This is a genomic window from Gluconobacter sp. DsW_056 (assembly GCF_002153595.1).
Lineage (GTDB): Bacteria > Pseudomonadota > Alphaproteobacteria > Acetobacterales > Acetobacteraceae > Gluconobacter > Gluconobacter albidus.
The window spans coordinates 13,347-36,583 of the sequence record NZ_JOPF01000005.1 but is presented as its reverse complement, the minus strand read 5'-3'; the positions used below and the strand labels follow the sequence as shown (position 1 = coordinate 36,583).

The window sequence follows — 23,237 nt, the reverse complement described above, 5'->3', positions numbered from 1 at the left end:
CGGCTCTAAAAAGGTGACTACTGGTCTTAACCCGTGATTTTCAGAACATGCGCGGTATTTTCCCGCAGTAATGCACACGCCTGCGCGTCTTTGGTCAGGTCAATCCCGTAGGCGGGAAAGACCTGACGCAGACGAGGCAGCCAGTCCGCCTCTGTCAGCCGTCCGGGGAAGACCTGCTGGATAACCTGAAGGGCCACGGAGGCTGCAATCGACGCTCCGGGAGAAGCGCCGAGGACGGCCATGAGGGAACGGTCGGCGCTTTTGACGAGTTCGGTGCCAAAACGCAGTGTTCCGTGCAGCCCTGTGTCCGGTCGGATGATCTGGACGCGCTGTCCGGCCACGACTTTCTTCCAGTCCTCGGGTCTGGCCGTCGGGTAGAAGTCCTGAAGGGCTTTGAAGCGGGCCTCGTTCGTCTGGAGAACCTGACGCACGAGATAGTCCAGCAGTCCGAGATTGTCCTTTCCGGCGGTCAGGGCGGGAATGATGTTTCGAGGCGTCAGGGAGCGGAAATAATCCGTCCAGGAGCCGCTTTTGAGAAATTTCGTGGAAAATCCCGCATAGGGCCCGAAGAGCAGGCATGATTTTCCGTCGATGACGCGCGTATCGAGATGCGGGACCGACATGGGGGGCGAACCGACAGGGGCCTTGCCGTAGACTTTGGCGTGGTGCTGCCCGGTAATGGCCGGGTCCATGCAGCGCAGCCACAGGCCGCTGACGGGGAAACCGGCATAATGTGCCGCTTCGGGAATTCCGGAGGCCTGAAGCAGTGGCAGCGCATTGCCCCCCGCGCCGATGAACACGAAACGCGCCAGAACCGTGGTCGTGTAGCCGCTTTCGGTATCTGTGGCCGTCACGCGCCAGCGGCCGTCCGTGGTGCGTGTCAGGCCGGTGACGCGATGATTGTAGTGAATGGCGATGTTGCGGTCTGTCTTGAGAGAGGCCGTCAGCGCGTGGGTCAGGGCGCCGAAATTGACGTCCGTGCCTCCTCTGATGCGCGTAGCCGCAACGGGCTGTGACGTATCGCGCCCTGCCATCGCAAGGGGCGCCCATTGCGCGATGACGGCCGGATCGGACGTGTATTCCATATCCGCAAAACAGTGATGGGCGACCATCGCCTCGTAACGGGCCTTGAGAAAAGCGACGTTCTCAGCCCCCCAGACCAGACTGATATGGGGGCAGGGCTGCACGAAAGCTGCCGGATCGGCAATGCGGCCTTCGCGGACCCAGTGCGCCCAGAGCTGCCTTGAGAGGTCGAATTCCGTGTTGATTGCCAGCGCCTTGGAAATGTCGATGCTGCCATCCGCGCGCTGCGGCGTATAATTCAGTTCGCAGTTCCCGGCATGTCCGGTCCCGGCGTTGTTCCAGGCATAGGAACTTTCCTGCCCGCAATCCCGCAGCGTTTCGAACATCATCATCGACAGCGACGGATCGAGTTCGCGCAGCAGGGCCGCAAGTGTGGAACTCATTATCCCCGCACCGATCAGAACGACATCGGGGCAGAGGCTGGAAACTGACGGCATGAGGCTGAAATCCGGCAAGGGCTGGAAAGAAAAGAGGACAAAAGATCCCCGAAAGTTCAGCCCGTGTAAACAGGGCCCGCAGGCAGGAGCTTGCCGGGATTGAGGATATGATGCGGGTCCATCGTGTTTTTCAGCGCCCGCATCACGCCCAGGCTTCCAGCACCATGCTCGGTTTCCAGAAATTCCAGCTTGCCCATGCCAACGCCATGCTCGCCGCTGCATGATCCGTTCAGCGACAGGGCGCGGGCAACGATTTTCCGGTCCAGATCGAGGGCGCGTTCATGCCCTTCGGGTGTGTCGTCCGTAATGATGAGCGTATGGAAATTGCCGTCCCCAACATGGCCCAGAAGCGGTGCGCGCAGGCCGGACGCTTCGATATCGCGATGCACGCCTTCGATCAGCTCGCCCAGACGCGAAATCGGAACGATACAGTCCGTGGAAATGACCCGCGCGCCCGGAACAATGGCCTTTGCCGCCCAGTAGGCGTCATGCCGCGCCTTCCACAGACGGGTACGCTCTTCCGCACTCTCCGCCCACGCAAAACCCAGCCCGTTATTGCCTGACGCAATGGCTTCCGTTGTCTCGACCTGTTCGCGCACGGCCGCAGGCGAGCCGGTGAATTCGAAGAACAGTGTCGTCAGCGGCTGATATTCCGTGAGGCCGGAATACTGGATGGAGGCCGCCATCTGCACGCTGTCCATCAGCTCCACGCGGGTGATGGGAATGCCGCACTGGATGATTTCCATGGCGGTCCGGATCGCGTCCTGCAGGCTCTCGAACTGGCAGATGGCTGCCGATACGGTCTCGGGGCGTCCATGCAGCCGAAGCTGGACTTCCGTGATGATCCCCAGTGTCCCTTCCGAGCCGACGAACAGCGACGTCAGGTCATAGCCGGTGGAGGACTTGCGGACGCGTCCGCCCGTGCGGATGATTTCGCCGGTTGCAAGCACAGCGGTCAGGCCAAGCACGTTTTCCTTCATTGTGCCGTAACGCACGGCGGCTGTACCTGAGGCGCGGGTGGCGCACATGCCACCAATCGTCGCTTCTCCACCCGGATCGACCGGAAAAAACAGGCCGGTATCGCGGATTTCCACATTCAGCGTCTGGCGCGTGATGCCAGCCTGAACCCGGCAGTCCAGATCCTCGGCGTTCAGTTCCACGATGTCGGTCATGCGCGACAGGTCGAGGCTGATGGCCTGTTCGGGCGGGACGACATGCCCTTCGACCGAGGTACCGGCCCCGAATGCCACAACCGGAACCCGCCATTCATGACACTGCCGCAAAACGGTTGCGACATCCTGCGTGCTTTCCGCGAACACGACCGCCTCGGGCAGTCGGGAGGCATTCATGGCCTCGCCGTGGCTGTGTTCCTCACGAACGGAGGGTGCGGTGCTGATCTGCTCTCCCATGACGGGCTGAAGGGCCTTGAGAACGGCCTGCAGGCGGTCCTGAGCAGGAAGGGAAGAGGCGGTCATGACTGGATCCGGCATAAAGACAGGACGCTCTTCATAGGCTGGATCTCAGGCTTGGGAAATATCTTCTGATTAATATGGGGGTATAGAATGAAATAATCTGTCTGAAACCGGATCCGCACTGAAAGATCAGGGCGCATTCCGGCAAGACATGAAGCTTACTCAAAGAAAATATTGCTTGCCCGGCTGACGAAAATATACGTCCGCTCGTCACCCTTGGTGTTGACGATGATCCCCTGTTCGAGATCCGCCCCGACTTTCATGGCCGAGCCGATCACCAGAATTTTCCTGTTCAGCACCATGTTGCGGAAATCGCCACCAAACCGGATATCGGCATTATAGGCGACCGAAGATGTGATCTGTACGGCGACATTGGCCCGGTCCAGATACGTGTTTTCGGAGTTGAGAAAGACCATCTTGTTAAAAACATTCACGCTTTTGACGGTCATGACAAACGTACCGGGAACGACGGTCCGTTTGGATGTTGCCTGCAGCGTGTCGGCCGGTGTCAGCCTTTTTTCAAGAACCCAGTTGCCGGAACAGGCTGCCTGACTGATCAAAGTCGCAAACAGGGCCAGTGAACAAAGAATTTTGCGAGCGTTCATCTGAATATTGCCACCGACAGTGAAAATGCCGGTTGAGCGTAGGAGAGAATATTCAGGATGTCGTGCGAAATTTTTATGTCCCGTCAAATAAAACCCGTCTCAGGGCGTAAAGACGACTGTCCTGTTGCCGTTGATGATGGTTCGGCGTTCGATGTGATACCGGACTGCACGTGCCAGAACGCGACGTTCGATATCGCGTCCTTTGCGGATCAGGTCTTCAGGCGTGTCGGCATGGGAAATACGCTCCACATCTTGTTCGATGATCGGACCTTCATCCAGATCACGCGTAACGTAATGTGCGGTTGCACCGATCAGCTTCACGCCGCGGGCAAAAGCCTGATGGTACGGGCGCGCACCCTTGAAGCCGGGCAGGAAGGAGTGGTGGATATTGATGCAGCGACCGGACAGGCTGGCGGCCATCTCGTTTGACAGAACCTGCATGTAACGCGCGAGGATGACCAGTTCGGCACCGCTCAATGCCAGCAGTTCCAGCACATGCGCTTCCTGCGCGAGCTTCGTTTCTTTCGTGACGGGCACGTGATGGAATGGAATGCCGTAGAAATCCAGATCCGCGAACACTTCGCGTGGATGGTTCGATACGATACCAACCGGCTCGATTGGCAGTTCCCCGATACGCCAGCGATAGAGCAGATCGACCAGACAGTGATCGAAGCGGGAGACCATCAGCAGGACCTTCGGCTTGACGCTGCGATCATGCAGGGCCCACTCCATGCTGAAACTGTTCCCCAGAATGGCCAGCGCCTCCTGGAGCTGTTGCATGCTGGTCCGGTCCTGTGCGACTTCGAAGACGATCCGCATGAAGAAGACCGTGCTGTCCCGGTCATCGAACTGTTGAGCTTCCGTGATGTTGGCATCCAGCTCCGCCAGCTTCCCGCTGATGGCCGCCACGATACCCGGGCGGTTGGGGCAGGAAAGCGTCAGGACATAGGTCGTCTGCGGAACTGAAGAGGCCGTCATGGAAGGTCTTTTCCCGTCTTTATGAAAGTCTGCCGTCCTCAGACGGTAAAGTATTTTGCCCGAGGATTCAGCATTACGAGTGCCGATGTCGACTGTTCCGGGTGCAACTGATAGCCGTCCGAAAGCGACACGCCGATGCGTTCGGCATCCAGCATTTTCAGGATCGGTTCCTGATCCTCCAGGCGCGGGCAGGCGGGATAACCGAAGGAATAGCGCGAGCCGCGATAGGACTGTGAGAGCAGCTTTTCCATGTCGCGGTTGTCATCGCCTGCGAAGCCCAGTTCGGCGCGAATGCGCTTGTGGGTGTATTCCGCCATCGCTTCCGCCATCTCGACCGACAGGCCATGCAGGTACAGATAGTCCTGATAGCGGTTGTCCTCGAACCACACCCGCGCCAGATCGGACGCTTTCTGCCCGACCGTTACGACCTGAAGCCCAACCACATCGCGCGCGTCATCGCTGATGTCCCGCACGAAATCGGCGATGCACTCGCCGTCGTCCTTGGGCTGGCGCGGCATGGCAAAGCGTGCGGCTTCCGTTTTGCCGTCTTCTTCGAACAGCACGAGATCGTTCCCGTCGCCCGCTGCCTTCCAGTACCCGTAAATTGCCTGCGGCCGGATGATGTCCTGTTCAGCACTCAGCGCCAGCATCCGCTTGAGCACGGGGCGCAGTTCGATCTTGGCGTATTCCATGAACTCGTCGAGCGAGCGCCCCTGTTTCCGGAAGCCCCACTGAAACTGGTACAGCGACCGTTCATTGAGAAACGGCAGAACCGCATTCGGCGTCGCTTCCAGAACGCGTGCTCCCCAGAACGGTGGCGTAATGACAGGCTCGGAGCCTGAAATGCGCTCACGCCGGGCTTTTGCAGCGTCACGATCCACCTCACCAAAGCCCCGCGTTTCCGCGATTTCCGGCGCGCGTTCCGTCTTTCGGCTCGCCTGGCTGGCACGGCGCGTCTGGATAGCGCCCAGATAGGAATCGAGGTCGTTGTTGGCAATCTTGTCCATCAGGCCCAGACCGTCGAACGCATCGCGCGCATACGCCACCCGTCCCGGTTCACCGGCACCGTAGGAGCGGGCGCATTCTTCCTCGACGTAATTCCGAGTCAGGGCCGCGCCGCCAAGAATAACCGGAAGATCAAAGCCCTGACGGTGCATTTCCGCGAGGTTCTCGCGCATGATAACCGTGGATTTCACCAGAAGCCCGGACATGCCCAGCGCATCGGCGTTATGTTCCTTCACGGCCGCAATCATGTCCGCCAGTGGCACCTTGATGCCCAGATTGATGACCCGGTAGCCGTTATTGGTCAGGATGATGTCCACAAGGTTCTTGCCGATATCGTGCACGTCACCCTTGACGGTGGCGAGCACCATCGTGCCGCGATGCTGGCCTTCCGTGCGCTCCATATGCGGCTCAAGCCAGGCGACGGCAGTCTTCATCGTCTCGGCGGACTGCAACACGAACGGAAGCTGCATCTTGCCCGAACCGAACAGCTCGCCCACAACCTTCATGCCGTCCAGCAGAACATTGTTGATGATATCGAGCGGCGGCATTTCCGCCATCGCATCTTCCAGATCCTGCTCGATGCCCTTGCGGTCACCGTCCACGATCCGGTCCTTCAGACGTCCTGCGGGTGTTTCCGCACGACGCTTCTTGACGGCATCGGCGGCTTTCCGGCCCGCAAACAGTTCCAGCAGCTTCTGGAGCGGATCGTAGTCTTCGGTGCGACGGTCGAAGATCAGATCTTCCGCGACCTTGACCTCTTCAGCCGCGATCAGATGCAGCGGACGGATCTTGGAGACATGCACGATCGCGCCCGTCATGCCCGCCTTGACGGCATGGTCGAGAAACACCGAATTCAGCACCGCACGCGCAGCCGGGTTCAGGCCGAAGGAAATGTTCGACAGGCCGAGAATGATCTGGATGTCGGGGAATTTGTCGCGGATCAGCTTGATGCCTTCAAGCGTCCACTGCCCGAGCTTGCGGTCATCTTCCACGCCCGTCGCGATGGTGAAGGTCAGCGGGTCGATCATCAGGTCAGACTGCGGCAGCCCGTACTGGGTGCAGGCGAAATCGACCAGACGTTCGGCAATGCGCAGCTTGTCCTGCGGTTCCTTCGCCATGCCGACTTCGTCGATCGTCAGTGCAATCATCGCCGCGCCGAACTTGCGGGCCAGCTTCATGCGGTCATGGGCCTGCTGCTCACCATCCTCGAAATTGATCGAGTTGATGATGGGCTTGCCGCCATGCAGCTTGAGCGCGGCCTCAATGACGGGGGTTTCGGTGGAATCGATCACCAGCGGCGCATTCACAGACGACGTGAAGCGTGTGACGACCTCGTTCATTTCACGGACTTCATCCCGTCCGACGAATGCCGTGCAGATGTCGAGCGCGTTGGAACCCTCTGCTGCCTGTTCGCGCCCGATGGCGACGCAGCCGTCCCAGTCATTGGCTTCCTGAAGCTCGCGCCATTTCTTGGAGCCATTGGCGTTGCAGCGCTCGCCGATGGAGAAGTAGCTGTTCTCCTGACGCAGCGGCGTCTGGGTGTAGAGGCTGGAGACCGATGGCATCCAGACCGTACTGCGCTTGACCGGGACAGGGCGCAGTTTCGTGCCACCAAGGCGACGGAGCATCCCGTCCAGCGCCTGAATATGCGGCGTGGAGGTGCCACAGCAGCCGCCGATCAGGTTCAGCCCGTCTTCCTTGACGAAGCGCTCCATCCAGACGGCCATTTCTTCGGGGCTGAGCGGATAGACGGTCTTGCCGTCCACAAGCTCGGGCAGGCCGGCATTGGGCTGCATGGAAATGAGGCCAGGCCAGTTTTCTGACAGCCAGCGGACATGCTCGCCCATTTCCTGCGGGCCGGTCGCGCAGTTCAGGCCGAGTGAGGGGACGTCCAGCGCCTGAACGGTGGTGGCGGCCGCGGCGATATCGGGGCCGACCAGCAACGTACCGGTGGTCTCGACCGTCACCTGCACGAAGATCGGCGCATCCGAACCCAGTTCGATCCGCGCAGTCTTGGCAGCATTCACGGCCGCCTTGATCTGAAGCGTGTCCTGACACGTCTCGATCAGGAACCCGTCCACGCCACCGTCGAGCAGGCCACGGCACTGTTCGACCAGACCGGCTTCCAGATCGTCATAAGCAATGTTGCCCAGCGTCGGCAGCTTCGTGCCCGGACCGATGGAGCCCATGACGTAGCGGTGCCGTCCGTCGGAGAACGTTTCGGCCGCCTCACGGGCCAGCGTCGCAGCCGTACGGTTGATTTCGCGTGTACGGTCCTGCAGCCCGAACTCCGCCAGTGTGACGATGGAGCCGCCGAACGTGTTCGTCTCCACCATGTCCGCGCCGGCTTCGAAATAGCCGCGATGGATTTCGCGGACGAGTTCCGGACGCGAAAGGTTCAGGATTTCCGTACAGTTTTCCTGCCCCCAGTAATCGCGCTCGACTTCGAGATCCAGCATCTGCACCCGGGACCCCATACCGCCATCACAGAGCAGGACCTGATCGGCGAGGGCGTCAAGCAGATGGGGACGTGAGGACATGGGCAGCAGGCTCTGTAACTGGAAAGGACGGGAGACGGGTTCGGGAACCCGCGATCAAGGCAGCGCCTCCATACACAGCGAGAGGCAGGGACGGTGTAGCAAAACGCCTGCGCGGCGGCAAAGAATCCCGGACAGGAAAATCGGGGCATAAAATTAGGGGACATGAAAATGCTGCCCGGTTGCGCAGGCCCTGCTAAAGAGGATGCAATGACCGCGTCCCGCACGTCCCTGATCCCCCTGAACTTCCTGTCCGGAGCGTCTTCATGGCCGGAAGAGCGCAGACGTCATGCGCTGCTCATCGGCAACGCACGTCCTGAGGAGGCGTGGGGCGATGTCGCCGCCATTCCCGCACCGTCGCCCTTCAGGAACCGCCACGCTACGGGATGCCTGTGTTGCAGCCGTGATCCGGTGGCCATGGTTCTGGCACAGGCTTTCCAGGACCGCGTGACGGGCAGACGCCCGTTTTTTCACGAAGTGGCGGTTCTGACTGCCCCGCAGGAGATGTCGGCGCTCCGGCAGCAGCTTGAAAATGACGTGCTGGTCCGGGCGCGTTACCGGCTTGTGTCCTGAAGCCGGTGGTTTCTGTCTTCTGGAACGCTTCAGCAGTTCGGGTCTATGCTCGCTGGGGACTTCGGGATAACTGGACGACATGACGACAGACGCACAACAGGATGGCGAACAGGACGGGCCGCTGCGGCAGCGCAAGAAGGACCGCACCCATGCCGCGCTGGTGCGCGAAGCCATGCGCCTGTTTTCGACTTACGGTTATGAAGAAACGTCCGTCGATGAAATTGCAGAAGCCGCGCAGATCTCGCGTCGGACGCTCTTTCGTTATTTTCCGGGCAAGGCCGATATCATTCTCGCCTGGACCCACGGCGTTACAACGATCCTGACCGATGCCATTCGCGCCGTGCCGCTGGACGTTCCGCTACAGGACGCCGTTCTGGCAGGGCTTGTGCCGGTCGTCGCCTGTTATTCGTCCGACCGGATGGATGCCTATGGGGTTGTCAGGCTGGTGGAACAGACGCCCGCGCTGCGTGACATGGCCCTGCGTCGCTATTCCGAATGGGAGGAGACGCTTGCTTCCGCCCTGATCGCCCGACTGCCTGCCACCGAAATGCCGTCCCTCGTGGCCCGTTTGCTGGCCCGGACGGCGATTGCGACGTTTCGGACGGCTCTGGACGAATGGGTCAAGACCGAAGGCCGGTCGGATCTTGAAACCATCCTGCGCCGGACCTTCACGCTTCAGCCCCTGCTGTGGCAGAACGATTTCCCGATGAGTTCAGGCTGAACCCCGCTCAGAGGTCCAGCTCGATGCTGAAATGGTACGTCCGTGGCAGACCGGCAACGGCAGAGTTGGTGGCGTTGCTGACGCCATTGATGCTGGATGGATAGACGGAAGCCCAGTAGCTCTGGTTCGTCACGTTGTTCACACCAAAGCGGAACACCAGCGGCTGGCCATAGGCATGGGTCGCGTACCGTGCGCCCAGATCCAGCGTGACGTAAGACGGCGCAAAGGTCGTGTTGTAAACATTGGCAGCGCGACGGCCCATATAATGAACATTCGCGTTGACGGCCGCGCCTTTGAGAAACGGCAGGCGATAATCCAGCAATGCATTCGCCATCAGTGGCGGGACGCCCACAACCTGCTTGTTGGCCGTCAGCGACGATCCCGTGCCCAGCATCTGGGCATCAAGCCATGTCATGCCACCAAGAAACGTCAGATTATCGGTGATATTGCCCGATGCCTGAAATTCGACGCCATAGTTCCGCTGCGTGCCGTAATTCGCATAGACATGCGTCACAGGGTCCGTGAAGCCGAACGGACGTGACATGCGGAAGCCCGCAATGTTGACCTGCATGCGCTTGGCGATCAGGATTTTGTAGCCGACTTCATATTCTTCCGACCGCAGCGGTGCCGTGACGTCATTCACGTTGACCGACCCCACCGGGGCGGTCGTTCCCGCCTGTAGCGAACGTCCCCATGTGAAATACAGCGTCTGGCTGTCTGTCGGCTTGTACATCAGGCTCGTCATCGGGCTGAATGCGGCGGCGCGTGTGTAGCTGGATGTCTTGGTGCCCGTCTTGGCGTAGTTGTTGGTGCTCAGCCAGCTCCAGGCGAGGGAGCCCATGATCGACCAGTGCTTGCCCAGCGAAATGGTATCGCCTGCCAGCAGCGACTGGTTCATCGTATCAGCGGATTTGTAGCGGCCGGAATAATAAGGCTGAACGCTTGAGAAGCTCTTGGGATGGCCGATCGTGGCCTCCCCCAGCGTCAGGGTGCCGGTGGAAGATGTGGGGTTGTAGTTCCCCATCACATAGCCATTCGTGCCGAGTTCGATCTGGTGCCGCAGCGGACCGGTGCGGAATTTGCCGTTCAGGTAAGCCATGTTGCTCCCTGCAACGAAATCATTGGCCGTGAGGGCCGCGGAAATCGTCTGGCGGTACAGGCCCGAGGAATTGAGAAGCTGGTTGGACGTGCTGAAGACATTGCGCGCTGCATTCTGCCACAGACCGCCCAGCTTGAGGCTCCAGTTGTCGTTGAAATTATGGATGATCTTGGCCAGAGCCGTATCGGTTTCCATGTTGTAGCCCGCCTGAGGCTGACCATAACCCTTCTGGCTCAGGTCCGGTGCCTGGGGGAGCTGGATTGCGGTGCTGTAGGCGAAACCGCCCGGATAGCCGCGCTCGGCATAGGTGTACTGGCTGGCATCGAGCTGGATGACAGTCTTGTCCGAGAGGTGAATGTCGAAATCGCCACTGACGAGGTCACGCCGAAGATGCGAACCTTCGACATAGCCTTCGCCGTTCTGGTTCAGCAGGTTGAGGCGGTATCCGAACCACCTGTTTTTTCCTACGCGCCCCGAGACATCCGCGCTCTCCAGAGGAGAGCCAATGGAATCCGTCCCCACGACAAAGCGTTCGGTCATACGGTCCGTCGGGCGCTTGAGCGTGAAGTCAAACGTGCCAGCCGGATTCTGCGGTCCGTAAAGCGCGCCTGCCAGACCGTTCAGAACCTGAAGGCTGTCGAACTGTTCGGCGGCGTAGGGCGTGGTGATGACCATGTTCAGCCCGTCCATGCGGGTGTTGGCAATCACATCGCCTTCAAAGCCACGGGACTGGGGCCGGCTGGTATTTGGATCCCCGCGCATTTCAAGCTGGGCGGACGGCACATACGCCACGAGATCATTAATATTGCGGCTCTGCTGGTTCACCAGCACATCATGCGGGACAACCATGATGGACATGGGGGTGTCCAGCACCGAACGTGTTCCAAGTGGCCCCAGCGCCACGTCTTTGTTCAGATAATCCGCAGCGGTTCCGGAGCCGTTGCGGCTGTGAACCGTGATTGTCTCGGGTTTTGGTACAGGCGATGTAGCGTGGGGTGACGACGCAGGCACGGCCGTCTTAGGCTTGGGAGCCGGTTGTGTCTCGGCTGCAAAGGCGGGCATACTGCTCAGGACAGATCCGGAAAGAAGACAAAGCAGCAGACGTGCGGATTTCATGAGCGGTCCTGATCAGTCGGTATGGGTAGGCTGATGTCTCCTGTCCACATTATGGCACTGAGTGTCAAAATGATTCGCCAGTTTTAGCGCCGGTATCCTGTGCGTTTCCCCATGACTGTTTCCTGAAAGACACAGACGGGGAAGGCCTGTCCCCACAGAGGGTGGCCTGGGATTTACATCTGGATCGGACAATCAAAACCACAGACCGTCTGCCGGGAGAGGGACGGCTTATTTTTCATTAATCTTTCATTAATTTTTCATTGATGTCATCCTATGTTTTAAAGTATTTTTAAGTATTACAGCTGGATATTATGCGATGAAAGTTTTTGTGCAGCTTGCGTACGGTTTTGGAGGGACGGCCTGGCGGGAACGCTGGAAAGCAGGCCGCATTCTGGGGCTGAACGAGGAGCAGGCTTATGGCTACTCCCGGGCTGCCTCTGACGATGTAAAAATCGTCTATTCCGAAGATTCGCAGGAAAATCTACCTCAGAAATTTGTGCGTTACGGCGCTCGCGCCGTGCTGGGTTTCGACTTTGTTCATGCATGGCGTAACCGTAAACAACTGCTTGCGGCCGATGTGGTATGGACCCACACGGAATCGCAGATGCTGGCGGTTCTGCTGCTCTTCCGCATTCTGAGGCCGACGCAGAGGCCCAAAATTCTTGGGCAGGTCGTCTGGCTGATGGACCGGTGGCGTAAGCAGCCGTTCTGGAGACGGTGGTTTTTCCGGTTCCTTATGAAGCACCTCGATCTGCTGACTGTCCTCTCGGTCTGCAACCGTGATGACGGGCGTCAACTGTTTCCGGAGCTTCGTATCGAGCGGGTACATTTTGGTATCCGGGCGGACGACATGAAGCCGGCTCGCAAAACCTGCCAGGGGAAAAAGCTCAAGGTTCTCTCGCTCGGGAACGATGAACACAGGGACTGGAAAACCTTTTGTGCGGCAGCGGAGGCGCTTCCGGACGTTGAGTTCAGTATTGCAAGCAGCGCTCGCGCCGCATCTGACGCGGCGAAGAATGTTCCCAACGTCGAACTGGTGCGGGCGAAAAATAATTCCGAGCTGATCGGTCTTTATTCTGAAGCTGATATTGTGGTTGTTCCTCTTCAGGACAATCGTCATGCTTCGGGAATTACCGTTGTGGAGGAAGCCATTATTCTGGGTGTTCCAGTCATTTCCTCGGATTGCGGTGGTTTGACGGATTATTTCGGCCCGGACTCCATACTTTATGTGCCGGCACAGAATCCGACAGCGCTTGCAGAGGCGATTTCCGCTGTGCGTGCTGACCCGGCGGCTGCGTTGCAAAGGGCTGAAGCCGCTCAGGAGCGGGTTCAGAACGCCATTAACTCTGTGCAATATGCCCGCAAGCACGTCGAACTGTCACGGGAACTTCTGGACGCCTAATTCGGGGTTTCAGGGGAGTATTTCCATGAAAGTGGCAGTATTCCCCACAGCTTATCCAGCAAGTCTTGCCAGTCGCGCCGTGTGATCGGTCAGGTCTGTTCTGTCAGGATTGACGAGCAGGTCTTCCGAAAGACGGCCAGCGTCATCAAGTGCCTGTTTTGTTTCTTGCAGGCGGGGCAGGTCAACGCGCGTGTTGATGGGTTCCGCCATGACATATTCCAGAGTGCGTTCGCTTTCCAGAAGGGTGGACTGGGTACTGGCAATGGCCTCCGCACGCGCCTGTGGCGTCAGGGCCTGAGACTGTCGTTGCAGGGTTTCGGCCAGTTTGCGCAGACCTTCTCCAATCCGGTCGCGCGCACTCGTCGGCCAGAAGCTTGTGAACATGGCATAGGTGATGAAATTGCCCAGCATGATCCCTATGATCCTGTCCCGGGCGGTCTCCATGTCGCTGGTGGGGCCAAAGCCTTTCAGATCCGACAGGTAAAAGGCCAGGCCGATCTGAAACCCGGCATAGGCAATCCGCTCATCTCCGGTTTTGACCCAGGCCGCGAGCAGGGATACCCCGAAAATCAGCACAAGAAAGCCGGTGATTCCGTCCAGATGGGGCATGACGAAAATAATGGAGCCAATGCCAATTGCCCCGCCCACAAGAGCCCCTGAGATACGCAGCGTCAGCTTGGAAACCATTTCTCCCATCGTGGGCAGTGCAACGATGAAGCAGGTGATGATGCAGGTGTGGATACCGGGCCAGTCCAGCACCATAAACGCCAGGTAGCTGAGCATGACTCCAGCCGTGCCCTTGACCGCAAAGCGCACATGCTCGGGGTTGCTGAAAGCATCATCCGCAAAGAAGCCGGATTTTTTCTCCTTCAGGCCAGGTGCGGCGCCCTCTGGCGGTGGCGTTGCAAAATCAGGCAGCATATCCGCCAGAGCGGAGGCTGCAGGAGAGGCAGGGCTGACAGCAGGCCGTTCTATGGCAGCCGGATAGTCTCCATCCGTGAAAATGGCAGCCATCTTTTCAAGGGTTTCCAGCAGATGGGCTGCGTCTTCTGCCGGTATTCCGGTTCGGCCTGCCTCATCGGCGAGGGCAAGAACGGCGACGCTGCTGCTCGCGGACTGTCTGAGGCAGGCCAGATCTCTGGCTGCCCAGATTTTTTCAAGGCTGGCCATCTTCGCAGACTTCATCATGTCCGTCGTGCCGGTACGCAGCATGTCCGTTGCCTGCTCGCGGGTGCGATCATCCGTACCGCGCAGCAGGTGACATGCCATACGAAGACGGGCCGCGATGTCATCGGTCAGAAGCCTGCGGGGAGACGGGCAGATCAGTAGCCCGAGCACGATCATGACGGCTCCCGGCACGGCCAGGAACAGATCCGTATAAAGAATTGCCCGTGTGATGACTTCCCCGACCGGGACCTGATCAATCACGACCAGCCCGAATACGGTAATCAGGCCGAAGAGATAGGCCACGGGTTTGAGTTTGCTGGCCGATCCCAGAAAAAAGAATCCGAACGACAGGATGGCGATGACGATCACCAGCTCCATCGGATGATCGAGCGTGAGCTGGATCAGGCCATAGATCAGCAGGAGCAGGAGCACCACCACGATGTTCACCGCCACACCGGCGAGAGCATTGGTAACGCGATCTTTCTGCCAGAGCGCCATCGTTACGAGTGCTGGAACGCCCAGATCGGGGACCTGCCAGATTTCTCCAACCAGAACCGTAGTCGTGCAGCCTGCGGCCATGCGCAGAGCGTAGCCCATACGCCCCGGTGCAGGGTCCCCTATCAGACGCCAGATCCGCGCCAGTCCCAATGGGCGGACTGGCGGTGCGGGCCGGGTCACGTCCCGATCCACCGGGACATCCGGAGGATGGGAGGTTTCAGGGACAGGCAGCGCCATGCCGGACCTCGACTGTCGCGGTAGCGCCGAGCCGCAGCAGAAGCGGATTTGCCTTCTCCAGCTGGATACGGACCGGAAAGCGCTGGGCTACATGGACCCAGTCCATCTGTCGGGGCACGAGGGGGAGGGAGCGGGCAATTCCGGAGGAATCTACCGAAAGAACACCCCAGCCAATGCTCTCGACATGGCCGCGGATCGGCGTGTTGCGGTCAATCATGGAGTGGACCGTCACGCAGTCGCCGATCCCGACGGCATCGAGATCGCCTTCCCGGATATTGGCCATGGCATACCATTCGTTATCCGCGATCAGCGTGAACAGGGACTGCGAGGGGGCCAGGACCTCACCGACCTTCACGCGCAGGCTGGTGACATATCCGTCCGCAGGGGCAATGATCGTCGTCTGTCGCAGTTCATACTGGACGCGGTCATACGCTGCCTGACTGGCGTCGCGTGCAGCGATGGAACTTTTCAGGTCGCCTATGGCGGTTGTGGCGGCTGTGGACTGGATGCGGGACTGGGCCAACGATATTTCGGCATCATGCAGGGCGACACGGGCCTGATCGTACTGCTGCCAGGGGATATAGGATTTTCCGGCCAGAGGCTGAAGCCGTTCTACTGTCCGGGCCGCCAGATCCCGGTTGGTCTGGGCGCGGGAGACCTGATCTCCGGCGGTGGCTGCGTTGGAGGTCTTGACGCTGAGCAGGCGTGTCTGGTTCTCCACTTCCGCATTGGCCAGATCCAGATTGGCCCTGGCCTGTCGGAGCGTCAGTTCGTAAGGTTCCGGGTCGATCCTGTACAGTACGTCGCCCTTGTGAACATGCTGGTTGACCGAAACGTTGAGTTCTTTCAGGCGTCCCCCCACGACCGAGGCGATATGCACCACCTCCGCGTCGATGATGCCGCTGTCAGAAGAGGGGTGCGCGCTGTCCTCGTGGGAGACGTGTACGCCGAAGGCGGTAGCCGCCCCTACGCACAGGACCGCGATGAGGATGCCGACCGGTTTTTTGCTGGAGACAGGAATGCGCTGCACGTTCAGGGTCCGAATACCAGTGTCCACACTGTCAGTGCGGCTATGACGCCAAGGGCGACATAGGTGAAGAGGCGGAAGCTGAGCAGCGCATCAAGCCCCGTCAGCAGAAAGAGGACACGCAGGCCCACAGCCGTCGCCACGCCGATCAGGGCGCAGGCCATCCAGCCCGGAAAATAGGCTCCCATGATCGGAAAAGCCGGAGCGCCGCGAAGAGTGCATCCGCCCGTCATGAGAAAAGCGGGGCCGGAAATGCAGGATCGAAGGCGGGCAGGTCGCATAAGGAACGGGAAACTTTCGCGCGGCCATCAGGAGTGCTGAAGCCTATCACATTCATTTGCGAAAGACACAGTCCTGTCGACCCGGGGGGGAAGTCGAGAAAAGAAAACTGCTGCTTCTGCGAAAAATTGCACAAAGAAGGCGCGTATCCGGACTGGAAGAGGGATAATGATGTCCTGGCGTTTCATTGCCGTAGGTCTGTCGGCTGGCGCGCTTGAAGGGGGGCGGGCCATCCGATAAGCAGGCTTGAAAAATTCTCTCTTTCTCCAGTTTCCGACCTGATGGACATGACCTTGCGGACGCCTCTGATCCTTTCCTTCGGCAGTATCAATATTGATCTGACGGCCCGCAGCCAGCGGCTTCCCCGACCGGGCGAGACCGTTCATGCCGACAGTTATGTGATCGGGCTGGGTGGAAAAGGCAGTAACCAGGCTGCCGCCGCAGCAAGGCTGGCGCGATTGTTCGATGTGGATGTCGCCCTCGCCGGGCGTGTAGGGTGCGACGCTTTCGGGGCGCAGGCGCGGGCCAGCCTTGAGGGGTTCGGCGTCGATCTGTCGCCGCTGCGTGACGATTCCGAGCACCCGACCGGCATTGCGCTGATCGGGATCGACGCCTCGGCAGAGAACTGCATCACCGTCGCCGGAGGAGCGAACATGGCGGTGGACGAAACGGATGTCATGCTGGCCTCGCCCTGGCTGGACAGGGCGAAGGTTCTGTTGCTTCAGCTTGAAATCCCGCAGACAGCGGTTCTGGCGGCGGCGCGCCAGACGAAGCGATCAGGGGGCCTGGTCGTGCTTGATCCTGCTCCTGCTCCTGAACAGGGGCTTCTTGAGGCCCTCTGGGCTGAGATCGGCATTCTTACGCCCAATGAAAGCGAGACCTTCAGCCTTACCGGTCTGCGACCGACAACGGTAGAAGAGGCGAAGAGCGCTGCGGAAGCTCTTCTGAAGAAGGGTGTCCGCGCCGTTCTGGTGAAGATGGGGGCGAAGGGGGTGTTCTGGCACGATGGCACTTCATCAGGGCATCTGGCGCCATTTCAGGTTGTTCCCGTCGATACCGTAGCCGCCGGGGACTGCTTCAATGCAGGACTTGCCGTTGCACTGGCCCGTGGAGAAACCCTGCCGGAAGCCGCCCGGATCGCCTCCGCCTGTGGCGCTCTGGCCACGACGCGTCATGGCGCCGCGGACGCTGCACCGGAGTGGAGCGAGGTCGCGGCGCTGATTCAGGGCTGAAGCAGCCGGGAAGCTGTTTTTCAGCGCGGTCCCGGGCCATATCCGGGCGGGGGAGGAGGAGGGGGCGTCATGTTATTGGCAGTGACGACTCCTGCGATCAGACCGGTCGCCAGAGCTGTCAACAGAAACTGGTTATTATATCGCGTCCAGTAGTAGCCAGGGGGTGGGGCATACAGGCCGCGATAGCTGCGCCAGTTGTTGACAGCCCAACGGCCGCCACGAGGGCCGTCATAACGATCCCCCCGGCGCCAGACGCGGTCATGGTCGCCTCGGCCGCCACCGCGATAATCGCCATTCCGTCCCGGGCCCCCGTGCCATCCGGGTCCACCATTTCCCGCTGCCCCATTCCCTGGTCCGCCCCGGGGGCCTGCGTCGCGCGGGTCGGCGGAAGCGAGAGGGGCTGCGGCAAGGAGGCAGCCTGCCATCAATCCTGCGAATAATCTTGTCTTCATAACTCACCTTCAGACCCGGTTGTTCCGTTCCGCGCATGCAAGCGTCAGGTAAATCTTCTGACATGGCCGGAATATGGCTTTTGGAGCACGATCTGTAACGGTCTGTGAGGCCCGGTGGTTGCTTTCCTGCGTCTGGAAGGAAGGTGGCAATATCGCGGGCTTCCCGTGACAGAAAATGTGCGCTTATGTTCGCTTTCTCACATTTCGTGTCCGGACCACATATCATGCCCTACGATCCGTCCTCCACCAGCCCGAGACAGGACCAGATCGTACGTCTGGTTCGCAGTCAGGGTTACATGGCCAATGAGGAGATGGCGCAGCATTTCAGCGTTGCGGTCCAGACCATTCGCCGGGATGTGACCCATCTTGCGGGACTGGGTTTGCTATGTCGCCATCATGGAGGCGCGACGCCGGTCTCCACGGTAGAAAATCTGGATTATGACGCCCGCCAGATCCTCAATTCTTCTGCCAAGGATGCGATCGGACGTTATGCCGCGGCGCTGATTCCCGATCGTTCGTCCCTGTTCATCAATATCGGCACCACGACGGAAGCCTTTGCCCGATCCCTGACGAGCCACCGGGATCTGCGGATCGTAACGAACAACCTGCATGTGGCTTCGCTGGTGTCGGGACGGACAGATTTTCATACCATCATTGCGGGGGGGCAGCTGCGCCCGCAGGATGGCGCCATTCTCGGCGCCACAGCCATCGACACGCTGTCCTCGTTCCGCACGGAATTTGGCGTGATCGGGATCAGCGGGATCGAGGAAGATGGCACGTTGCTGGATTTCGATCTGGAGGAAATCCAGTGTGCCCGGACAATCATCCGGAACTCACGACGTGTTCTACTGTTGGCGGATCATACGAAGTTCACGCGACACCCGCTGGGCAGGGTAGGGGATCTGCGCGATATCGACGATCTCATCACTGATCGTCCGGTCTCCGAATCCTTCCAGCGGCTTCTGGAAGCTGCAGGCGTCACGCTGCATGTGGCTGAAAATCACGAATAAAGCCGCATCTTCTAACACTATTGCGTTACGAATAACATAAAACTCTTTCTTTATCGCTCAACATGCTCCAAAACGAACATCGACCGCTCGTTTTGGAGCGTGATGACAGGAGATCATGATGTCATCGATTCACGAGGTTTCATCTGCGGCCACCCCGTCCGTGCCCTACGATCTGCTGGTCGTTGGCGGCGGGATCAATGGTTGCGGAATTGCGAGAGATGCCGCAGGCAGGGGAGCGAGTGTGCTTCTCGTCGAGCAGGATGACCTTGCAAGCCATACATCGTCTGCCAGCACCAAGCTCATTCACGGTGGTCTGCGCTATCTCGAATATTACGAGTTCCGGCTGGTCCGCGAGGCCCTGATGGAGCGTGAGCGTCTGCTGAAGATTGCGCCGCACATCATCTGGCCGATGCGCTTTGTCCTGCCGCATTCGAAAATGCTGCGCCCGGCCTGGCTGCTGCGTACGGGGCTGTTTCTGTACGATCATCTGTGCCCGAACATGACCCTTCCCAAGACGAAGGCGCTGAACCTGCGGTCTGCTCTGGCGGGCAAACCGCTGCGTTCGGAGTATGTGCGCGGCTTCGAATATTCGGATGGCTGGGTGCAGGACAGTCGGCTTGTGGTTCTGAACGCCATGGATGCCGTGCGCGTCGGTGCGAACGTTCAGACCCGCACTCGCCTCGTCAAGGCTGTTCGTGGCCCGAAAAACTGGACCGCAACCCTCGAAAACATCCGTACGGGCGAGCAGAGCACCGTTCAGGCGAAAGCTCTCATCAACGCCGCTGGTCCATGGGTTGCGGAACTGCTTCAGGATCGCCTGAACGTGCCAAGTCGCAACAAGGTGCGCCTGGTTAAAGGAAGCCACATCGTAGTTCCGCGCGTCTTTGATGGGGCGCAGGCCTACATTTTCCAGAACCCGGACAAGCGGATCGTTTTCGCCATTCCTTACGAGCAGGACTTCACCCTGATTGGGACCACGGACGTTCCGTGGGAGAAGGATCCTGGGAAGGTCGACATCTCGCCTGACGAAATCAGCTATCTGTGCGAGAGCGTGAACCGCTATTTCACGAAAACTGTCAGTCCCGATGATGTCGTCTGGACTTACGCTGGCGTGCGTCCGCTCTATGACGACAATTCGGGCAATGCCTCGGCTGTGACGCGCGATTATGTGCTGGATGTGGATGCGACTGCCGCGCCGATCCTGTCCGTTTTCGGCGGCAAGATCACGACCTTCCGCAAACTGGCGGAACATGCTGTCGAGAAGCTTGCGCCACATCTTCCTGTCCTGCGCAAGCCGGGCTGGACGGACGGAACGCCGCTTCCGGGCGGCGAATTTGCTCCGAAGGATTTCGAGGCACAGCTCCGGCGCTTCCGGGGATATGCCCCGCACCTGTCCGAGCGCAGTTCGTGGCGCCTGATGCGCAATTACGGCCTGCGGGCGTATGAAATCGCCACAGCCGATGCGCAGGGTATGGGCCAGATGTTCGGCGATACGCTCAGTGCGCGGGAAGTGGACTACCTGATCGACAACGAATGGGCCCGTACCGGCGAGGACATCCTGTGGCGTCGTTCACGGCTTGGCCTGTTTGTCAGCGATGCCGATCGCGCGGCTCTTCAGACCTATGTGGAGGAGCGTCTGTCCGCAGGTGTTGCCTCCGTCTCCAATCCCGATCCGGTCGTGCGTCAGAACGTCGCCTGACCATTTTTGCTTCATTTTTCATGGCGGATATCAGTCATGTCAGAAAACAGGCGTTACCTTGGTGAACTCCTTGCGGAGTTCTTCGCAGTCGCAATCATCATTCTCTTCGGAGATGGCGTTGCGGCCATGTACTCGCTCTACGACCCCAGCCCGTACAAAACGGCTTACTGGGGCGTGTGTATCGTCTGGGGTCTGGGCGTGACGGTGGCCATCTATGCCACTGGCGCGATCAGCGGAACCCATGCAAACCCGGCCGTCACCCTTTCACTGGCGATGTTCCGTGGCTTTTCGTGGAAAAAAGTGCTTCCCTACATTAGCGCTCAAGTTCTGGGTGGCTTTGCGGGTGCGGCACTGATTTACTCGCTCTATGTCCCGGTTATCGACCACTTCAACCTGGCGCATAACCTGACGCGCGGCGTTGATGGCGGTGCTGCGGGCGTGTTCTTCACCCATCCCGGCGATTTCGTCACGGTGTCGCATGCGTTCTGGGACGAACTGGTTCTGACAGCCGTTCTGGTTTTCGGAATTTTTGCGATCACCTGCCAGTACAATACACAGGCACCTCAGGCGAATTCCAGCGCGCTGATCATTGGTCTTCTGGTAGCGATCATCGGTGCGTCCTGCGGCTATCTGGATGCCTGGGCCATCAACCCGGCCCGTGATTTTGGTCCGCGCCTGTTCTGCTTCTTCGCGGGCTGGGGGCAGAGCGCACTGCCGGCACCGGGCAACTACTTCTGGGTACCCATCGTTGCTCCTTTGATCGGTGGCCCGATCGGTGCAGCGGTCTATCAGTTCGGTCTGCGTCCGTTCATGCCGCGCTATCTGGAGCAGACGGTGATCGTCTCCCCCGCCGGAATCAATCCCGCCGAGCCGGTTCTGGTCGTGTCCAATCCTGACGATCCTGCCTTCCCGGCCGTCAACAGGGTTTCCTGAAATCAGTCTGAAATTTCCCGAACTTTCAAGATTTTTGCCGGAGTGCACATCATGAACAAGAAAGACTGCATCCTCGCCATCGATCAGGGCACGACCTCGACCCGCAGCATCGTTTTTGGAAAGGATGCGCAGGCTCTGGCCCTTTCCCGCCGTGAGTTCCCGCAGCATTACCCCGAGCCCGGCTGGGTGGAGCATGACGTCGAGGATATCTGGCGTGACGTGCTTGCCACAGCGCGGGAGACCATCGACGAGGTTGGTGGTCCGGAGCGGATTGCCGCTCTGGGCATCACCAACCAGCGCGAAACCGTCGTGATCTGGGACCGTGAAACGGGCCGGGCCATCCACCGTGCGCTCGTCTGGCAGGATCGCCGGACGGCCCATGAGTGCAGCATCCTGCGTCAGCAGGGTAAGGAAGCCATGGTTCGCGACAAGACCGGGCTTCTGCTGGATCCCTATTTCTCGGCAAGCAAGATTGCCTGGCTCCTCGATCATGTTCCCGATGCGCGCCGCCGTGCGGAAGCCGGGGAACTCGCGGCGGGAACGATCGACTGTTTCCTGCTGTGGCGCCTGACGGGTGGCCGTAAACACGCGACCGACATCACCAATGCCTGCCGCACGTCGCTGTTCAATATCCATACCCAGCAGTGGGATGACGAACTGCTCCAGCTTTTCAACGTGCCGCGCGCCCTTCTGCCGGAAGTCTGTGACAACAGCAGCGATTTCGGCGAAACGGAAGCCAAGCTGTTCGGTGAGAAGATTGTTATCGGCGGCATGGCAGGCGATCAACACGCTGCCGTCATCGGGCAGGCGTGCTTTCATGAAGGCATGGCCAAGGCGACGTACGGTACGGGCTGCTTCATGCTGCTCAACACTGGCGAAAAGCCGATCATGTCCAACAACCGTCTGCTGACCACAATCGCTTACCGTATTGGCGGCAAGACCTTCTACGCGCTGGAAGGCTCCATTTTCGTGGCTGGCGCGGGCATCAAGTGGCTACGCGACGGGTTGCAGCTGATTACGCATGCCTCCCAGACCGATGACATGGCAACCCGTATCCCGGACAGCCACGGCGTATATATGGTTCCGGCCTTCGTGGGCCTCGGTGCCCCGCACTGGGATCCCGATGCACGCGGCCTGATCTGTGGCCTGACGCTCGGCTCCACGCAGGCTCATATTGCCCGCGCCATGCTGGAATCCGTAGCCTATCAGACCTATGACCTGATCCGCGCCATGCGTGAAGATGGTGCCATGCGCACGAGTATCCTGCGCATTGATGGTGGCATGGCAGTTAATGACTGGTTCGCCCAGTTCCTGTCTTCCATGCTCAAGGCTGAGGTCGAGCGGCCGGTCAATATTGAGACCACGGCTCTTGGCGCAGCATTCCTTGCCGGATTGCAGGTCGGGCTGTGGAAGAGCCTGGACGAAGTCGCGGCGACCTGGAAGCAGGAGCGTGTTTTCGCACCGAAGATGGACCCGGCGCAGCGTCGTATCATGATTGATGGCTGGCATGATGCCGTCCGTCGCACGCTGACGCCTCCTGCTGTGGCCGCGCCCGCTACAGTCGCCGCAGTCTCCAGTCAGGCGGCTTGAGCGGTCAATAACTTCTGAAAACCGGCGCCCCATAAAGGCGCCGGTTTTTTTCAATAGCTCTGCTTCATCGAGTTGAGGCTTTGAT

The 23,237-nt window shown here is 59.6% G+C and carries 19 protein-coding genes; 8 read left to right on the top strand and 11 right to left on the bottom strand.

Annotated features, from left to right (window positions below):
- Nucleotides 1-26: 26 nt before the first annotated feature.
- From mqo to metH, 5 genes are all read right to left on the bottom strand, one after another.
- On the bottom strand, nt 27-1,520 hold the full coding sequence (gene mqo / locus HK22_RS04695; protein ID WP_086648516.1) for a malate dehydrogenase (quinone): 1,494 nt from the start codon (nt 1,518-1,520) through the stop codon (nt 27-29).
- A 56-nt stretch (nt 1,521-1,576) separates the two neighbouring features.
- Nucleotides 1,577-2,995 carry an FAD-binding oxidoreductase gene (locus HK22_RS04690; RefSeq protein WP_086648515.1) on the bottom strand — a complete coding sequence of 473 codons (1,419 nt, stop codon included), beginning with the start codon at nt 2,993-2,995 and terminating at the stop codon, nt 1,577-1,579.
- A 155-nt stretch (nt 2,996-3,150) separates the two neighbouring features.
- Complete coding sequence (locus tag HK22_RS04685; RefSeq protein WP_143412383.1) at nt 3,151-3,597, bottom strand: hypothetical protein; 447 nt, start codon at nt 3,595-3,597, stop codon at nt 3,151-3,153.
- 99 nt (nt 3,598-3,696) lie between these two features.
- Nucleotides 3,697-4,575 carry a formyltetrahydrofolate deformylase gene (gene purU, locus HK22_RS04680; protein ID WP_086648513.1) on the bottom strand — a complete coding sequence of 293 codons (879 nt, stop codon included), beginning with the start codon at nt 4,573-4,575 and terminating at the stop codon, nt 3,697-3,699.
- A 38-nt stretch (nt 4,576-4,613) separates the two neighbouring features.
- Nucleotides 4,614-8,120, bottom strand: a complete 3,507-nt coding sequence (gene metH, locus HK22_RS04675) for a methionine synthase (protein WP_086648512.1) — start codon at nt 8,118-8,120, stop codon at nt 4,614-4,616.
- Nucleotides 8,121-8,327: 207 nt separating this feature from the next.
- Between metH and HK22_RS04670 the strand changes: the two genes are divergently transcribed.
- Together HK22_RS04670 and HK22_RS04665 are read left to right on the top strand one after the other, a co-directional pair.
- Nucleotides 8,328-8,690, top strand: coding sequence for a hypothetical protein (locus HK22_RS04670; protein ID WP_062028372.1), 363 nt, complete (start codon nt 8,328-8,330; stop codon nt 8,688-8,690).
- A 79-nt stretch (nt 8,691-8,769) separates the two neighbouring features.
- Complete coding sequence (locus HK22_RS04665; protein WP_062028374.1) at nt 8,770-9,411, top strand: TetR family transcriptional regulator; 642 nt, start codon at nt 8,770-8,772, stop codon at nt 9,409-9,411.
- A gap of 7 nt (nt 9,412-9,418) precedes the next feature.
- On the opposite strand, the gene HK22_RS04660 is transcribed toward HK22_RS04665, so the two are convergent.
- On the bottom strand, nt 9,419-11,626 hold the full coding sequence (locus HK22_RS04660; protein ID WP_086648510.1) for a TonB-dependent siderophore receptor: 2,208 nt from the start codon (nt 11,624-11,626) through the stop codon (nt 9,419-9,421).
- Nucleotides 11,627-11,942: 316 nt separating this feature from the next.
- Between HK22_RS04660 and HK22_RS04655 the strand changes: the two genes are divergently transcribed.
- On the top strand, nt 11,943-13,028 hold the full coding sequence (locus HK22_RS04655; RefSeq protein ID WP_077802574.1) for a glycosyltransferase: 1,086 nt from the start codon (nt 11,943-11,945) through the stop codon (nt 13,026-13,028).
- Nucleotides 13,029-13,079: 51 nt separating this feature from the next.
- On the opposite strand, the gene HK22_RS04650 is transcribed toward HK22_RS04655, so the two are convergent.
- The 3 genes from HK22_RS04650 to HK22_RS04640 all read right to left on the bottom strand — a co-directional run bounded on the left by HK22_RS04650 (nt 13,080) and on the right by HK22_RS04640 (nt 16,190).
- On the bottom strand, nt 13,080-14,792 hold the full coding sequence (locus tag HK22_RS04650) for an FUSC family protein (protein ID WP_086648509.1): 1,713 nt from the start codon (nt 14,790-14,792) through the stop codon (nt 13,080-13,082).
- A gap of 118 nt (nt 14,793-14,910) precedes the next feature.
- A complete protein-coding gene (gene mdtN / locus HK22_RS04645) occupies nt 14,911-15,960 on the bottom strand; it encodes a multidrug transporter subunit MdtN (RefSeq protein WP_086648508.1) in 1,050 nt (349 codons plus the stop codon).
- Nucleotides 15,961-15,962: 2 nt separating this feature from the next.
- The gene (locus tag HK22_RS04640; protein WP_233142403.1) at nt 15,963-16,190 is read right to left on the bottom strand and encodes a YtcA family lipoprotein; all 228 of its coding nucleotides are present in this window, start codon (nt 16,188-16,190) and stop codon (nt 15,963-15,965) included.
- 333 nt (nt 16,191-16,523) lie between these two features.
- Here HK22_RS04640 and HK22_RS04635 point away from each other — a divergent pair, with 333 nt between their 5' ends.
- Nucleotides 16,524-17,468, top strand: coding sequence for a ribokinase (locus HK22_RS04635; RefSeq protein WP_086648558.1), 945 nt, complete (start codon nt 16,524-16,526; stop codon nt 17,466-17,468).
- A gap of 20 nt (nt 17,469-17,488) precedes the next feature.
- On the opposite strand, the gene HK22_RS15310 is transcribed toward HK22_RS04635, so the two are convergent.
- Complete coding sequence (locus HK22_RS15310; protein WP_231865248.1) at nt 17,489-17,644, bottom strand: RcnB family protein; 156 nt, start codon at nt 17,642-17,644, stop codon at nt 17,489-17,491.
- Nucleotides 17,587-17,877 carry a hypothetical protein gene (locus tag HK22_RS15305; RefSeq protein WP_233142417.1) on the bottom strand — a complete coding sequence of 97 codons (291 nt, stop codon included), beginning with the start codon at nt 17,875-17,877 and terminating at the stop codon, nt 17,587-17,589. Before HK22_RS15305 ends, HK22_RS15310 begins: the two co-directional genes overlap by 58 nt.
- A gap of 267 nt (nt 17,878-18,144) precedes the next feature.
- Between HK22_RS15305 and HK22_RS04625 the strand changes: the two genes are divergently transcribed.
- The 4 genes from HK22_RS04625 to glpK all read left to right on the top strand — a co-directional run bounded on the left by HK22_RS04625 (nt 18,145) and on the right by glpK (nt 23,152).
- The gene (locus HK22_RS04625) at nt 18,145-18,930 is read left to right on the top strand and encodes a DeoR/GlpR family DNA-binding transcription regulator (RefSeq protein WP_086648557.1); all 786 of its coding nucleotides are present in this window, start codon (nt 18,145-18,147) and stop codon (nt 18,928-18,930) included.
- Between the two features lie 118 nt (nt 18,931-19,048).
- On the top strand, nt 19,049-20,629 hold the full coding sequence (gene glpD / locus HK22_RS04620; RefSeq protein ID WP_086648506.1) for a glycerol-3-phosphate dehydrogenase: 1,581 nt from the start codon (nt 19,049-19,051) through the stop codon (nt 20,627-20,629).
- A 36-nt stretch (nt 20,630-20,665) separates the two neighbouring features.
- Nucleotides 20,666-21,562 (top strand): MIP/aquaporin family protein, encoded by an 897-nt coding sequence (locus HK22_RS04615; RefSeq protein WP_062028389.1) that lies wholly within the window; start codon nt 20,666-20,668, stop codon nt 21,560-21,562.
- Between the two features lie 51 nt (nt 21,563-21,613).
- The gene (gene glpK, locus HK22_RS04610; protein WP_077802580.1) at nt 21,614-23,152 is read left to right on the top strand and encodes a glycerol kinase GlpK; all 1,539 of its coding nucleotides are present in this window, start codon (nt 21,614-21,616) and stop codon (nt 23,150-23,152) included.
- The last annotated feature ends 85 nt before the right edge of the window (nt 23,153-23,237 follow it).

What these genes read in the sequence shown, in the direction of transcription:
- mqo (WP_086648516.1), bottom strand. Translation starts at nt 1,520, where the DNA reads ATGCCGTCAGTTTCCAGCCTCTGCCCCGATGTCGTTCTGATCGGTGCG.
- HK22_RS04690 (WP_086648515.1), bottom strand. Translation starts at nt 2,995, where the DNA reads ATGACCGCCTCTTCCCTTCCTGCTCAGGACCGCCTGCAGGCCGTTCTC.
- HK22_RS04685 (WP_143412383.1), bottom strand. Translation starts at nt 3,597, where the DNA reads ATGAACGCTCGCAAAATTCTTTGTTCACTGGCCCTGTTTGCGACTTTG.
- purU (WP_086648513.1), bottom strand. Translation starts at nt 4,575, where the DNA reads ATGACGGCCTCTTCAGTTCCGCAGACGACCTATGTCCTGACGCTTTCC.
- metH (WP_086648512.1), bottom strand. Translation starts at nt 8,120, where the DNA reads ATGTCCTCACGTCCCCATCTGCTTGACGCCCTCGCCGATCAGGTCCTG.
- HK22_RS04670 (WP_062028372.1), top strand. Translation starts at nt 8,328, where the DNA reads ATGACCGCGTCCCGCACGTCCCTGATCCCCCTGAACTTCCTGTCCGGA.
- HK22_RS04665 (WP_062028374.1), top strand. Translation starts at nt 8,770, where the DNA reads ATGACGACAGACGCACAACAGGATGGCGAACAGGACGGGCCGCTGCGG.
- HK22_RS04660 (WP_086648510.1), bottom strand. Translation starts at nt 11,626, where the DNA reads ATGAAATCCGCACGTCTGCTGCTTTGTCTTCTTTCCGGATCTGTCCTG.
- HK22_RS04655 (WP_077802574.1), top strand. Translation starts at nt 11,943, where the DNA reads ATGAAAGTTTTTGTGCAGCTTGCGTACGGTTTTGGAGGGACGGCCTGG.
- HK22_RS04650 (WP_086648509.1), bottom strand. Translation starts at nt 14,792, where the DNA reads ATGGGCTACGCTCTGCGCATGGCCGCAGGCTGCACGACTACGGTTCTG.
- HK22_RS04640 (WP_233142403.1), bottom strand. Translation starts at nt 16,190, where the DNA reads ATGACGGGCGGATGCACTCTTCGCGGCGCTCCGGCTTTTCCGATCATG.
- HK22_RS04635 (WP_086648558.1), top strand. Translation starts at nt 16,524, where the DNA reads ATGACCTTGCGGACGCCTCTGATCCTTTCCTTCGGCAGTATCAATATT.
- HK22_RS04625 (WP_086648557.1), top strand. Translation starts at nt 18,145, where the DNA reads ATGCCCTACGATCCGTCCTCCACCAGCCCGAGACAGGACCAGATCGTA.
- glpD (WP_086648506.1), top strand. Translation starts at nt 19,049, where the DNA reads ATGTCATCGATTCACGAGGTTTCATCTGCGGCCACCCCGTCCGTGCCC.
- HK22_RS04615 (WP_062028389.1), top strand. Translation starts at nt 20,666, where the DNA reads ATGTCAGAAAACAGGCGTTACCTTGGTGAACTCCTTGCGGAGTTCTTC.
- glpK (WP_077802580.1), top strand. Translation starts at nt 21,614, where the DNA reads ATGAACAAGAAAGACTGCATCCTCGCCATCGATCAGGGCACGACCTCG.